General features: G+C 69.1%; 13 protein-coding genes. 8 read left to right on the top strand and 5 right to left on the bottom strand.

Annotation, left to right across the window (positions count from 1 at the left end; genetic code table 11):
• The first annotated feature begins 12 nt into the window (after nucleotides 1-12).
• The 3 genes from ACLJRM_RS23310 to ACLJRM_RS23300 are packed head-to-tail and all read left to right on the top strand — an operon-like array spanning nucleotide 13 to nucleotide 3014.
• On the top strand, nucleotides 13-1197 hold the full coding sequence (locus tag ACLJRM_RS23310) for a hypothetical protein (protein WP_101609664.1): 1185 nt from the start codon (nucleotides 13-15) through the stop codon (nucleotides 1195-1197).
• A gap of 54 nt (nucleotides 1198-1251) precedes the next feature.
• Complete coding sequence (locus ACLJRM_RS23305; protein ID WP_410664289.1) at nucleotides 1252-2541, top strand: O-acetylhomoserine aminocarboxypropyltransferase/cysteine synthase family protein; 1290 nt, start codon at nucleotides 1252-1254, stop codon at nucleotides 2539-2541.
• Nucleotides 2538-3014, top strand: coding sequence for a CoA-binding protein (locus ACLJRM_RS23300; RefSeq protein WP_101609665.1), 477 nt, complete (start codon nucleotides 2538-2540; stop codon nucleotides 3012-3014). The genes ACLJRM_RS23305 and ACLJRM_RS23300 overlap by 4 nt, the downstream gene beginning before the upstream one ends.
• A 3-nt stretch (nucleotides 3015-3017) precedes the next feature.
• On the opposite strand, the gene ACLJRM_RS23295 is transcribed toward ACLJRM_RS23300, so the two are convergent.
• Nucleotides 3018-5135, bottom strand: a complete 2118-nt coding sequence (locus ACLJRM_RS23295) for an RICIN domain-containing protein (RefSeq protein WP_410664288.1) — start codon at nucleotides 5133-5135, stop codon at nucleotides 3018-3020.
• Nucleotides 5136-5242: 107 nt separating this feature from the next.
• Between ACLJRM_RS23295 and ACLJRM_RS23290 the strand changes: the two genes are divergently transcribed.
• Complete coding sequence (locus ACLJRM_RS23290; protein ID WP_168214377.1) at nucleotides 5243-5419, top strand: hypothetical protein; 177 nt, start codon at nucleotides 5243-5245, stop codon at nucleotides 5417-5419.
• On the opposite strand, the gene alc is transcribed toward ACLJRM_RS23290, so the two are convergent.
• Nucleotides 5410-6426, bottom strand: coding sequence for an allantoicase (gene alc / locus ACLJRM_RS23285; RefSeq protein WP_410664287.1), 1017 nt, complete (start codon nucleotides 6424-6426; stop codon nucleotides 5410-5412). The two genes, ACLJRM_RS23290 and alc, sit on opposite strands and share 10 nt — an antisense overlap.
• Nucleotides 6411-7757 (bottom strand): allantoinase AllB, encoded by a 1347-nt coding sequence (allB, locus tag ACLJRM_RS23280; protein ID WP_410664286.1) that lies wholly within the window; start codon nucleotides 7755-7757, stop codon nucleotides 6411-6413. Before allB ends, alc begins: the two co-directional genes overlap by 16 nt.
• A gap of 103 nt (nucleotides 7758-7860) precedes the next feature.
• Between allB and ACLJRM_RS23275 the strand changes: the two genes are divergently transcribed.
• From ACLJRM_RS23275 to pucL, 4 genes are read left to right on the top strand one after another with little or no spacing between them, the layout of a single operon-like run.
• Entirely contained in the window at nucleotides 7861-8337 is a 477-nt protein-coding gene (locus tag ACLJRM_RS23275; RefSeq protein ID WP_101609669.1) for a helix-turn-helix domain-containing protein, read from the top strand.
• Between the two features lie 58 nt (nucleotides 8338-8395).
• Nucleotides 8396-8887, top strand: coding sequence for a 2-oxo-4-hydroxy-4-carboxy-5-ureidoimidazoline decarboxylase (gene uraD, locus ACLJRM_RS23270; protein WP_410664285.1), 492 nt, complete (start codon nucleotides 8396-8398; stop codon nucleotides 8885-8887).
• On the top strand, nucleotides 8884-9201 hold the full coding sequence (uraH, locus tag ACLJRM_RS23265; RefSeq protein ID WP_101609671.1) for a hydroxyisourate hydrolase: 318 nt from the start codon (nucleotides 8884-8886) through the stop codon (nucleotides 9199-9201). The genes uraD and uraH overlap by 4 nt, the downstream gene beginning before the upstream one ends.
• 6 nt (nucleotides 9202-9207) lie before the next feature.
• On the top strand, nucleotides 9208-10086 hold the full coding sequence (pucL, locus tag ACLJRM_RS23260) for a factor-independent urate hydroxylase (RefSeq protein ID WP_410664284.1): 879 nt from the start codon (nucleotides 9208-9210) through the stop codon (nucleotides 10084-10086).
• Nucleotides 10087-10519: 433 nt separating this feature from the next.
• Here the strand turns inward: pucL and ACLJRM_RS23255 are convergent, their stop codons facing one another.
• Both ACLJRM_RS23255 and ACLJRM_RS23250 read right to left on the bottom strand, forming a co-directional pair.
• Entirely contained in the window at nucleotides 10520-12046 is a 1527-nt protein-coding gene (locus ACLJRM_RS23255) for an alpha/beta hydrolase (protein WP_410664283.1), read from the bottom strand.
• Nucleotides 12047-12161: 115 nt separating this feature from the next.
• On the bottom strand, nucleotides 12162-13160 hold the full coding sequence (locus ACLJRM_RS23250; protein ID WP_410664282.1) for an SGNH/GDSL hydrolase family protein: 999 nt from the start codon (nucleotides 13158-13160) through the stop codon (nucleotides 12162-12164).
• Nucleotides 13161-13163: the final 3 nt, after the last annotated feature.

Raw genomic sequence — 13163 nt, 5'->3', positions numbered from 1 at the left:
GGGAGGAACACGATGGGCACGGAAAAGGAATACCGGGAACTGTTCGACCGGGTCGCGGCACTACGCGGGCAGGTCGCCGGAAAGCTCGCCAACGAACTGGGCAGCGATCCGAAACTCGGCGACGCGGTCCTCAAGCAGCTCGACGACATGCTCACCGCGGTCGAAGCCGAACAGCGGGCCAAACCGGGGCCCGCGGACGGCGGGATCGCGCAGCTCGTCGGCCTCGGCGACAATTCGGCCGCGGACCTCGGGGCGACGGCGATGCCGCCGGGTATCGACGCCTACGACGAGACGGTCGCCTCGGAACGGGTCATCGCGGTCGGCGACCTGTACTACCTGTACCAGCACGAACGGATCGGCGTGTTCCGTGTGGTGCAGAAACTGCAGGAGCTGTTCCAGGGCGGCGCCATCCGGCTTTCGGACGGCCCCGGCGCGTTCGGCCTGTACCGGTTCGACCGGCGGGACGTCCTGCGTTACACCCGGCGGGACCGCGTCAGCGCGTATCGGCGCGTACTCGGCTACGGCAAGGGTCTCGGCTCGGCGAACTCGCGGCCGAACACCGACTTCCACCAGCTGTTCACGCAGTTCTCCAACCAGGTGGCGTTGTTCTGGCGGGACAAGCGGATCTCCGACGTCGTCCGGGAACGCGCGTACGACCCGAGTTTCGGCAGCGTCGCGGTCGTCCGGCGCAGTGGGCTGGACCTGCGGAACAACCTCAAGTTCACCTCCTACGGCCACCTGAACGTGCTGCGGGTCGAGGTCATGCAACTGCTGACCGAGGCGTTCAAGATCCTCGGCTCGGAGGACGTGCTGGACCTGTTCGGCGCCTCCAACGCGTGGGACACCGTGGACGAGGTGCTGATCCGCTACTTCGACCAGCGGCTGGTGTCCTCGCCGCGGCAGCGGATGGCGGTCACCGGGCGGCAGGTGCTGCGCTGGCTCGCGGCGCCGCACATCCTCGAAACCACGAGGTCGGAGTTCGAGGCCCTGCTGCTCGAGATCGCGGAGCCCGCCGAAGAGTGGCTGACCTCGGCGCAGTCCCTCCGGCTGGCCGACCGGACGAACTCGCGGGAGGTGCTGCCCATCGACCGGCACCGGCCCGCCGGGGTGGCGGTGGCCCGTTCCGAACAACGTCCGGTCACCCCGCGCCGGAACGGCCACCGTCCGGGCACCGTGATCACCCTGGACCGCCCCTAGCCACGTGCTGGGAACGATGGTCACGGGGTGGGACGCGAGGTAGCGTCGGTCGCGATGAGTGAACGCACCTGGGGCTTCCGCACCCGCGCCCTGCACGCGGGCGGGACGCCCGACCCGGCGACCGGCGCCCGCGCCGTGCCCATCTACCAGACCACGAGCTTCGTCTTCAAGGACGCGGCCGACGCGGCGAACCTGTTCGCGCTGCAGAAGTACGGCAACGTCTACAGCCGCATCGGCAATCCGACGGTCGCGGCCTTCGAGGAACGCCTGGCCAGCCTCGAAGGCGCGATCGGCGGTGTCGCCACGAGCAGTGGCCAGGCGGCCGAGTTCCTCACCTTCTCCGCGCTGGCCGAGGCCGGGGACCACATCGTCTCGGCGGGCGGTCTCTACGGCGGGACGGTCACCCAGCTCACCGGCACGCTGCGCCGCTTCGGCATCGAGACCACCTTCGTCAGCGGAGACCGCATCGAGGACTACGCGGCCGCCGTCACCGACCGGACGAAGCTGATCTTCACCGAGGTCATCGGCAATCCCGGTGGCGGGATCGCCGACCTCGCCGGGCTGGCCGAACTCGCGCATGCGCACGACATCCCGCTGGTCGTCGACGCCACCCTCGCGACGCCGTACCTGTGCCGTCCGATCGAGCACGGCGCGGACATCGTGCTGCATTCCGCGACGAAGTTCCTCGGCGGGCACGGCACCACACTCGGCGGGGTGATCGTCGAATCCGGGAAGTTCGACTGGGGCAACGGGAAGTTCCCGAGGATGACCGAGGCCGTCGAGAGCTATGGCGGCCTGAAGTACTGGGAGAACTTCGGCGAGTACGCCTTCTGCACCCGGCTGCGTGCCGAGCAGTTGCGCGATATCGGCGCCGTCCTTTCCCCGCACTCGGCCTTCCTTCTGCTGCAAGGGGTCGAGACCCTGCCACAGCGGATGGACGCCCACATCGCCAACGCACGGGCCGTCGCGGAGTACCTCGCCGCGGATCCGCGCGTGGCCTGGGTGAACTACGCGGGCCTGCCGGATCACCCGCATCACGACCGGGCGAAGAAGTACCTGCCCGCCGGGCCCGGCGCCGTGTTCTCCTTCGGCGTCGAAGGCGGCCGCGCGGCCGGGGAAACGTTCGTGAACTCCGTCGAACTGCTGTCGCATCTGGCGAATGTCGGGGACGCGCGGACGCTGGTCATCCACCCGGCGTCCACCACGCACCAGCAGCTTTCCGAGGACCAGCTGCGCGCGGCGGGCGTCGGCGCGGACCTGATCCGCCTGTCGATCGGCCTGGAGGACGTCGACGACATCCTGTGGGATCTCGACCAGGCACTCGGCAAGGCGGTGGCGGGATGAGCTACGACGTCGGCGCGGTCGAACGCCGCCGCCTCCTCTCGCGGACGAAGTCCGTGACCATCGTCGGTGCCTCGAACAATCCGGCGAGGCCGAGCTACTTCGTCGCGACGTACCTGCTCTCCTCCAGCGAGTACCAGGTCAACTTCGTGAACCCGAGGCTGGACGAACTCCTCGGGCGGCCGGTGTATCCGTCGCTGGCCGACGTGCCCGGCGAGGTCGACCTGGTCAGCGTGTTCCGCAAGCACGACGACCTCCCCGGCGTCGCCGAGGAGGTCGTCAGGGCCGGAGCGCGCACGCTCTGGCTGCAACTGGGCCTGTGGCACGAACCCGTCGCCGATCAGGCCAAGGAAGCCGGACTGGACGTGGTGATGAACCGCTGCGTCAAGATCGAGCACGCCCGGTTCGCCGGTGGGCTCCACCTCGCCGGTTTCAACACCGGAGTGATCAGCTCCCGCCGCCAGTCCGCTCCCTGACCGCTATTCCGCCGCCGTGTTCACCGTGAACGGCAGCCACTGCACGGTGACCCCGTTCGCCGGCGACACCGGCATCCGCCAGTTCTGGCAGCCGCGTCCCGGGACGCGGTCCCAGATGAACAGCGGTGCCCCCTGGCCCGCGGTGCAGCCCTGGTCCAGCAGTTTGCCCGCGTTCTGCACGGCGTACCGGTACACCCCGGTGCCGACGCCCTGCGGTTCGATCGTCCACTTCTGGCACGCGCCCGCGACGCGGTCGTAGGTGGTCACCGGGTTCCCGCTGGCCGTACTGCAGCCGGTGTTGTCCAGCACCTGCCCGGAATGCTTGGCGCGGAACTGGTAGTAGCCGTCACCGGTGCCCCACGGGAAGAACTTCTGGCAGTCCGCGCCGTTCGACGGCCACTGCTGGACCTTGGTCCCGTTGTTCCAGCCGCACGCGGCGACGTCGGCGTAGAGGCCGCTCGACACCGCTTGCAGCGAGACCCAGGCGTCGTCCCCGAACTCCCCGCCCGGGTCGAAGGTGGTGGCCCGGAACCGGTAGTCGTGGCCCTCCTGCAACAGCCCCGGCGGCGCCGTCCAGGTCGCGGTGGTGCCGGACGGGACGTCCCACTGCCAGAAGTCCCCGATCATCGTTTCGCCTTCGTAGACATAGAAGACTGCGGTGACGTTGCCGCCGTCGGGGTCCGTCGGCGTGAAGCGCAGCGTCGGGGTCAGGGACTTCGTGTAGGTGACACCGCCGGAGTCGACGCGATCCGAGATGTCGTGCCCGGCGGCGGGATTCGGCCGCTGGTTCCGGTACGTCACCTCGAGGTACGGCGACTTGCCGCCCTCGCTGGACGAGAACTTCTTCCAGCCGGACGAATCCGCCTCGTTCTCCGCCTTCAGCAGCATCGAACCGGTCGTGACCCCGGCGCCCGCCCAGGCACCGATCAGGTTCCCGATCGGCGTACGGACCCAATCGGCCGCACAAGCCGCGCTGTAGCCGCGGGTCGCGTTCGTCGTCGCCCAGCGGGTGCCGGGGGCCGGCTGGTTCGCCCAGCGGGTGCCGGTGCCCACCAGGGCGGTGTCCCAGATCTCCCAGTTGCGCGGCGAGCACGAGTAGGAGTGGTTGCCCCACAAGGCCAAAGTGGCCGATTCGATCTCCGCGCCCCGGAATCGCGACACGTCGAAGTGGAGATACGAGCGGGCCTTCGTGGCCCCGCCGTCGTAGGTGCCGATGCGGAGTTCGGTGGCACCCGACTGGTCGGTGGTGGCGATGTTCGACTGCGTGAAGGTGTCGAAGTTCGTCCACACCGAAACACCGGGATCGACGATGACCGGATAGGCGCGCGCCGGGTCCGCGAAGTACCCCGCGTCCGGCGTCACGTTCAGGCCGAGGGTCCCCCGCTCCTTGGCCGACACGACCTTGCCGACCTTCACCTTCGCGGCCGGGTCGCCGCTGCGCTGGTCGATCCGTGAGTCCCACATCTCGGCGGCGGGCACGCTGCCCACCACGTCGCCGGACGCCGTGACGAGCGCCGTGTTCCCGTCCGCGTCGGTGCGCGGCGTGAGCCCGGTGGCCCGCAGCGGGAGGGCGAACGTCAGCGCGCGCTCGGGACGGCGCTTGACGACGAAGAACTGCTCGAACCCGGTCCGCGTGGCCTTGACCTGCAGGTCGACGCCGGGCTGGACCTCCGGATAGGTGGCGACCTCACCGGTGAGCACCGGTTCGGGCAGCGCGCCCGGGTACTGCAGGGCGACCTTCCCGTCCCGGCTCTGCACGGTGGCGAGATCCCCGCTCTTGCCGTTCGCGCCCGTCAGCACGAGGTCACGCGGATGCGCCTTCGGCCGGACGAGGCCGTCGGCGCCCTTCACCAGCGTCAGATCGACAGGGGTCCAGTCACCGCCGCGGCGGACGTGGACCGGGCCGCCGTGCACCTGGGTGGTGCGGGAACCGTCGGGATTGGCGAAGGTGGCCGAGTTCTCCGTACGCTCGGAGAGGATCTCGACCGGCTTGTTCTGCGATCGCGCTGCCGTTTCGGGTGACGTCGCTTGCGCGGGAGCAGCGAGAACGGCGCTCCCGGCCAGGCACGCGGCGACGAGCGCGAGGCCCCGCCGCGGGATTCTTCGGGTTTCGGCTTGCACTTCGATCTCCCCAATCGTGGATGACACGGTGACACATCGCTTACGCATGTCACATCCACGGGGTTGCCCGCCGCTCGAAAAAATCCGGCCGCGTGAGAGGGTGCGGTATGGCCAAACCGACTCCGCTGCAGCTCAGGAACATCGTCATGGCATTGCTCATGGTCGGTGCCCTGGTATGGAACCTGTCCATCGGCGGCGCTTGGTGGCTCACCGCGATCTTCTCGGTCGGAACCGTCCTCTCGCTGCTCTCCGCGTACCTGAACCGGCCCGGCGCTCAGCCCTGAGCACCCCCGAAGCGCGAAGTGAGGTCCTCACGGCCTCGGTCGGTCAGGGCGCCGAAGAGGCGTAGGCGTGCCATGCCGCCGTCGGGATAGATGTCGAGACGCACTTCGGTCACCTCAGGTCCCGAAGCGAGCGCGAACCGGTGCCGCGTGTCCGGCTGCAGGCGGGTCTTCGGCAGCAGCTCGACCCATTCGCCGTCGCCGTCCCGCCCGCTCAACGCCGCCCAGCCGGGCGCGTTGCCCTTCAGGTTGCTGTTGTCCAGTTCGGCGAACCGGACGACACCCGCGCCGGCGAGCCGCACGGTGACCCAGTCGTTCCCGTCGTCACGGCGGCGGGAAGTCTCCCAGCCCTCGGCCTGGTGCGCGGCGAGCCCGGGCGAGAAGAGGTTGTTGGGCGAGGAATAGAACATGTCGCTGCATCCGGTGACGACCGCGCCGTTCTCCAGGGCCGCGAGGTCCAGCGCGCCGAGGTCGAGCAGCCGCGGGTCCGGGATCGGCGTGCCGTGCACCCGCAGCCGGGCGACACCGCCGTCCGGGTGCATGGTCAGCCGTAGGTGCGTGTAGCGCTTGCTCCCGCCGACCTCGAAGAAGTTCTCCGTATGACCCGAGGCCGCGCCGCGTTTGACCAGCACGTCCCAGTCGGCTTCGGATACTTCGGCCGCACTGGGGTAGCCCTCGACGGCGCACGCCTCGACCGAGACGAACGGCGGGTAGTTCCCCTTGAAGAACGCGGTGTCCACGACGACGCCGGTGATCGCGCCCGCCAGGCCGAGCCGGACGACGGCCTGGTCGTCTCCGGGCTCACGGTGCCGCCGGGTCTCCCAGCCGTCGTAGACCTGGCCCTTGGGGCCGAAGGTCTCCGCCCGGTGCGCGGGCGTCCAGGGATTGACCAGATTCTCCTTCTCGGCGAACAACTCATCCGTCGCCCACATCACGGTCCCGCCGAACTTGCGCGAGGCCAGATCGGGCAGCTTTGTCCACTCAGGACGGTCGTTCACGGTCTCCTCCATCTCAGCTCCTCATCCCGGGTCAGCAGGACGCCTGCCGGGTCTTCACCGGTGATCTCCTTGCCGCGCAACCACGTGCTCCGCACGACACCGGCGAGCGGACGTCCGTGGTAGGCGCTGACCGGGTTGCGGTGCTTCAATTTCGCGACGTCGACGACGAACGCGTCGTCGGGCGCGAACACGCTGAAGTCGGCGTCGTAGCCCGGCGCGAGGTGGCCCTTGCGGCGCATCCCCGCCTGCGCTGCCGGATGTTCGGCCATCCAGCGGACGACGTCGGTGAGCGCGAACCCGCGCTGCCGCGCCTGTGTCCAGACCGCGGGCAGACCGAGTTGCAGGCCGGCGATCCCACCCCAGGCAAGCCCGAAATCGCCGCTGTCGAAGCGTTTCAGCTCCGGCGTGCACGGCGAATGGTCGGTCACGACGCAGTCGATGACGCCGTCCGCGAGGCCCTGCCACAGCAGTTCGCGGTTCCCGGCCTCGCGGATCGGCGGGCAGCACTTGAACTGCGTCGCCCCGTCGCCGATCTCCTCCGCGGTGAAACTCAGGTAGTGCGGGCAGGTCTCGGCGGTCAGCCGGACGCCGTCGCGCCGCGCGCTCTCGACCATCGGCAGCGCGTCCGAAGAGGACAGATGCAGGATGTGCGCGCGCACGCCGGTCTTCCTGGCGAGTTCGATGACCTGCGCGATCGCCACGTTCTCCGCGCCACGCGGCCGCGAGTGCAGGAAGTCTTCGTACTTCTCGCCGTGCGGATCGGGCGCGTGATCGATCGCGTCGGAGTCCTCCGCGTGCACGATGATCATGCCGTCGAAGGTCCGCAGCTCGGTCATCGCCTCTTCGAGCCCGCGCGCGTCCAGCGGCGGGAACTCGTCGACCCCGGAGTGCAGCAGGAACGACTTGAAGCCGAACACGCCGGCCTCGTGCAGCCCCCGCAGATCCGCCAGATTGCCCGGGATGGCACCACCCCAGAATCCGACGTCGACGTGCACGCGCCCCTCGGCGGTCTTGCGCTTCACCTCCAGCGCCGCGACGTCGACCGTCGGCGGCAGGCTGTTCAGCGGCATGTCCACGATCGTGGTGACCCCGCCCGCCGCGGCCGCGCGGGTCGCCGAAGCGAAACCCTCCCATTCACTGCGGCCCGGATCGTTGACGTGCACGTGGGTGTCCACGAGACCCGGCAGCAGGACGACGTCCTCGCCGAGTTCGAGCACCCGATCGCCGTCCAGCGCGGCTCCGGCCGGTTCCACCGCGACGATGCGGCCATCCTCGATGCCGACCGTCGCGGGTACTTCTCCGGCGGCCGTGATCGCCCTGGCAGCCTTGATCACCAAGTCCATTGATACTCCCAATTTCCACTGAGTGGAATCGAGGTTTCGCACTCCGACATTAACTCCGGCCACCCTGCTCGTCAATGAGCCTCGGCGGCGCTACCTTCGCTGGGTGCAGTTAGAAGCCGAGTTCACCAGCGAACCGTTCCACGGCGAGGGCCCGCCACCCGAGCATGCCGTCAAAGCGCGCGACACGGCGGAAGGCGCGGGCCTCTCGGCCGACTTCGGCCCGCTCGGCACCCTCGTCCGCGGCGACGCCGACACCCTGCTCGACGCGCTCCCCGCCATCGCCAGGGCGGCACTGAACGGCGGCGCGACCCGCGTGACCCTCCAACTCCGGCAGGTCGGCGACGACGCGGGCGAGCCGGCCGTCGAACTGCACAGCGCCCTCGCCCGGCTCATCGGCGACGTCGAACGCGAGCTGGGTGGCAAGCTCGACACCCTCGACCGCGCCGCCAAGCAGCGCGCGGTCCGGCTGCTCAAGGAACGCGGCGCGTTCGGCCTCCGCAAATCGGTGTCGACCGTCGCCGAGGCACTGGGGGTCACGAGGTTCACGGTCTACAACTACCTCAACCGCGACCAAGACTGAAGAGTGAATTCAACAAAATGTTGACGGAGGCGGATCCGTCGCCGTACCGTCGGTTCCCGTGCCGCTCACCATTCGAGAGTTCGACCAGGCACCCGCCCAGGACGTCCGGCCGGTGCTGACAGCCTGCCTCGACGTCCCGCGCTGGGTGGAAACCCTGCTGGCCAGGCGCCCTTACACCGACCTGGCCGCCCTGCTCACCGCGTCCGAGTCGCTGACCCCGCTGCGCCCCGGCGAGATCCGGCAGGCGATGGCCGCCCATCCCCGGATCGGGGAGAAATCGGGCGGCGAGAGCACCGAAGCCGGTTGGTCGCGCTCGGAACAGTCCGGTGTGGACGGTTCCGCGGCGCGTGAGTTCGCGGCGGCCAACGCCGAGTACGAAGCGACGTTCGGGCACGTGTTCCTGGTCTGCGCGAGCGGCCGGAGCGGCCCCGAACTGCTGGAAAACCTCCGTTCGAGGCTCTCGAACGATCCGGAGAAGGAACTCGAAGTGGCCGGTCAAGAGCTGGCCAAGATCGCCGCGCTGCGGCTGGAAAAGGCGGTGACGTCATGAGCCTGGTGACCACGCACATCCTCGACACCGCCGCGGGACGCCCGGCGGCCGGGGTCGGGGTCCGGCTCGAAACCGGCGCGGGCGAACCGATCGCCGACGGCCGGACCGACACCGACGGCCGGATCCGCGACCTGGGCCCGGAAACCCTGGACCCCGGGGTGTACCGGCTGGTCTTCGACACCGGCGCCCACCTCGGCCCGGACTCCTTCTTCCCCGAAGTCACCTTGACCTTCCGCATCGCCGACGGGACCGAGCACCACCACGTGCCGTTGCTGCTCAGCCCGTTCGCCTACTCCACCTATCGAGGGAGCTGATCGCCCGTGGCCATCACCCTGGGCCCCAACCAGTACGGCAAGGCCGAAGTCCGGCTCGTCACCGTGCGGCGCGAAGGCACCGTCCATCACCTCAAGGACCTCACCGTTTCGACGTCGCTGCGCGGCGACCTCGCGGCCACGCACCTCACCGGCGACAACGCCGACGTCGTCGCGACCGACACGCAGAAGAACACCGTCTACGCCTTCGCCAAGGAGGCCCCGGTTGGTGAGATCGAGGACTTCGCGCTCCGCCTCGGACGGCATTTCGTCGACTCGTTCGAGCACATCTCCGGCGCCCGGGTCCTGGTCGACGAGCATGGCTGGAACCGCATCTCCGGACATGACCACGCGTTCTCCCAGGCGGGCAGTGAAAAGCGCACGACCGCGGTGACCATTCAGGACGGTCAGGCCTGGGTGGTGTCCGGTTTGGACGATCTCGTCGTGCTCAAGTCGACCGGTTCGGAGTTCCACGGCTTCCCGCGGGACGAGTACACGACGCTGGCCGAGACGAACGACCGGATCCTCGCGACCGCCGTGACCGCTCGCTGGCGTTACCAAGGTGACGGCATCGACTGGACGGCGAGCCACGCCGAGGTCCGGCGGATCCTGCTGGAGACCTTCGCGGACAAGCACAGCCTCTCCCTGCAGCAAACGCTGTACGCGATGGGAGAGGCCGTGCTCGAGGAACGCGAAGAGGTCGCCGAAGTCCGGCTGTCACTGCCGAACAAGCACCACTTCCTGGTGGACCTGTCGCCGTTCGGGTTGAAGAACGACAACGAGGTCTTCTACGCCGCCGACCGGCCGTACGGCCTGATCGAGGGTGTGGTCCTGCGCGATGACGCGGAGGACGCCGGCCTGGCTTGGCACACCCTCGCCGCTTTCTAGGGTGCAGTGAGGCCGCGGTCCAGGCGGTCGTGAGTGGCGATTCGGGTTCTATTTTGCGTGCCAGTGTTCGCAAGTTCGTGCCGCCCAGCGGCCATGTCACGAAAGTCCTAAAACTCGTCCCGCAGTACATGAAGGCCCCCTTCCTTGCGCCTAGGTACAGGAAGGGGGCCTTCATGTACCTAAGACCCCTTTGGCTCTAACCCGAATCGCCACTCACGACCCAGCTCCGATCCGCCGGGCGACGATGTTGCGAAAGCGCCCTTCGCAACACCGTCCTCAGGCGGCGGCGATCGGGCAGGCGAGGCGGGACTGTGTGGATTTCGGGACATCTAACGTCCCGAAATCCACACAGTCACCAACCTGGCCCCGCGTCGAAGGAAGCCACCAGGCCACGCCCCGCGCGACACCTTTGCCCTGCACCTCAAGACTCTCGCTAGGGAACCGGCAGCGGCATCCCGGGCACGCTCTGGTCGCCGGGGACGACCCCGTCGGCCAGGTACGCGTCCACGACCTTGTCCACGGCGGCGTTGCCGGTCGCGTAGAGCCCGTGGTCACCCTCGCCGGTCACCGTCAGCATCCGCGAGTTCGCGAACCCGGCGTGCGCCTTCCGGGCTCCCTCGATCGGCGTCGCCGGGTCGTGCTCGGACTGGACGATCAGCACCGGCGGGACACCCTTGCCGTCCAGCTTCGGCAGCGGACGCGGTTGCTTGTCCCAGAACAGGCAGACCGAGGCGTTCAGCACGCCGCCGCCCGCCATGAGCAGTCCGCGGTCGAGGTTCCGCTGCGAGTCGCGGATCAGCGACTCGCGGGTGCCGGTGAACCGGCCCTCCCCGCAGAGGGTGTTCCAGAACGTGGCGTCCTGCGCGTCGGGGAAGTCCCCCGCGTCTTTGACGGCAGCGAGAGCGTCGGCCTTCGCCTGCTCCCCGTTCTCCAGCCCCGCCCGCACCTTGACCAGCAGATCGGCCAGCGCCGGGAAGGACTCCTTCTTGTAGAGCATGTAGACCATCGCACCTTCGAGCTCCATCGGCCCGTTGCCGTTGAGCGGATGACGCGACAAGGTGTACCGGAGCCGCTCGTAGGCCTGCCGGACCTCTTCGCCGCTGGTGCCGAAGTGGTACTTGGCGTCGTAGCGCGCCATCCACGGCAGGAAGTCCTGCCGCCAGCGTCGTTCGAACCCGACCGCCTGCCGGTTGAACGAGTTCTGCCACGTCGTGGTGAACTCCGTCGAGGAGTCCAGCACGAACCGCCCGGTCCGCTGGGGGAACTGCTGCGCGTAGTGCGCGCCCAGCCAGGTGCCGCCCGAGTAGCCGACCCAGTTGATCTTCTCCCGGCCGAGCAGCACCCGGAGCAGGTCGAAGTCCTTGATCGTCTGGTAGGTGGTGATCAGCGGCCCGAGTTCGCCACTGGCGGCCTGACAGGACTTGGCCACGTGTTCCGCGTTGGCCAGGATCTGGTTCAGGTTGCGCGGATCGCGGTCGCGCGGGTCCAGCTGGCGGACGAGGTCCGCGGTGCCACGGCAGGTGACGTTGGTGCTCTTGCCGGTCCCCCGGACGTCGATGCCGATGACGTCCTGGTGTTGCCGCAGCTTCTCCTGCCCGCGGAACGTGACCGGGAACCAGCGCCCGGCGCCGCCCGGCCCGCCCGGGTTGGTGAGCACCGACGCCGTCGACGGTCCGGTCGACTTCAGCCTGCTGACCGCGATGGTCAGGTCCTGCCGCTCCGCCGCGCGGTCCCAGTCGCGAGGCGTGCGGTAGGTCGCGCATTCGAGTCCGCCGATGTCGGTGCCCGGCGGCAACGTGATCAGCTCCTCCGCCGCGCAAGGATGCCAATCGAGTGTCTGGCCGGTGTAGCGGTCCGGGATGTTCGTCGTGTTCAGCGTGCTCGCCGAAGCCGGCAAGGCCCCGGCGAGCAGCCCGCCCACGACCACCGGGATCACCCCGGCGGTCAGTAGCCGCTTCATCTGCTGCCCCCTTCTTTCCTCGGTTTCCCAACGGATCTCGACGCTAGGGCCGGGCCTGCCGCGCGAACATCGACCGCAGGTAGCGCCGGAAGGTGAACCAAGGATTGAGGGGTGGCTAGGTCCGCGGCACAAGTCCCGCCGCGGCGGCCTTCCGCTGGAGTTCGTCCGAAGTGGTCGCGTTCCGCGCGTCCGGCGCCTTCGTGGACGCGGCGGTGGTGCCGCCCAGCGCCTTGAAGACCAGGTCGGCTTCGGCCTTCATTCCCGCCGCGTACGGGTGGTACGCGACCGCGCGGAAGAGGTTGGTGTCCTTGCCGCTGACCCACGCCGCGTCACCGGAGCAGGCGTCGTGGCCGCGGCTCGGCCCGTAGGTGTCGACGTAGCGGGCGCCCTGCTTGCGGGCGGCGGTGGAGACGGCCTTGTTGAGCGCGCGTTCGACCTCGTCGGCCCAGGCGTAGTCGCCGTCGGCGAACGGGACCACGCTGGGGCAATAGCCCTTCGACGGCACGATCCTCGGGTAGCCGACCAGCACGATGGTGGCGGCCGGTGACCGCTCACGGACCCCCTTGACGACGCGTTCGAGGTTGCGCTGGGTGTTCGCGAGCGCCGCGAGCAGGGTGTCCTTGCCGTTGATCGTGAAGTGGTCCTTGCACGGCGAGCCGGTCGGGTCGTCGTCGCGCAGCTCGGGGCAGGTGCCGATCAGGCTGCCGAAGACGCTGTAGTCGTTGCCGCCGATGCCGATGGTCACCAGGTCCGTGTCCAGGGTCAGCGCGTCGAACTGCGGCGGCACGCTGCCCAGCGCCAGGCTCGGCGAGGGTACCGTCTGAGGGCTGGTCATGTTCGTGGTGTCCGCCGACGAGCAGCTGACGTCGGTGAACGCGCCCGGCTCGTAGTAGAGCCCGAGCTTGGTGGCCAGCCAGGCCGGATAGTTGTTGTTCGACCGGAAGCACCAGCTCGCCTGCTGCCACGGGATCAGCGGGCCCGCGGTGTACGAGTCGCCGAGGGCGACGTACTTGCGGAAGGCGGGGCTCTCCGCGGCACTCGCCGGCGTCCCCAAACTCGCTAGGGAGACGACAGCCAGCAGCGTGGCGAGGACAAGTCGGGCGGTACGGCGCATGGC

The sequence above is a fragment of the Amycolatopsis sp. lyj-84 genome (assembly GCF_046549075.1).
Lineage (GTDB): Bacteria > Actinomycetota > Actinomycetes > Mycobacteriales > Pseudonocardiaceae > Amycolatopsis.
Note: the sequence above shows the minus strand (reverse complement) of the source record. Positions and strands in the feature narration are given on the sequence as shown.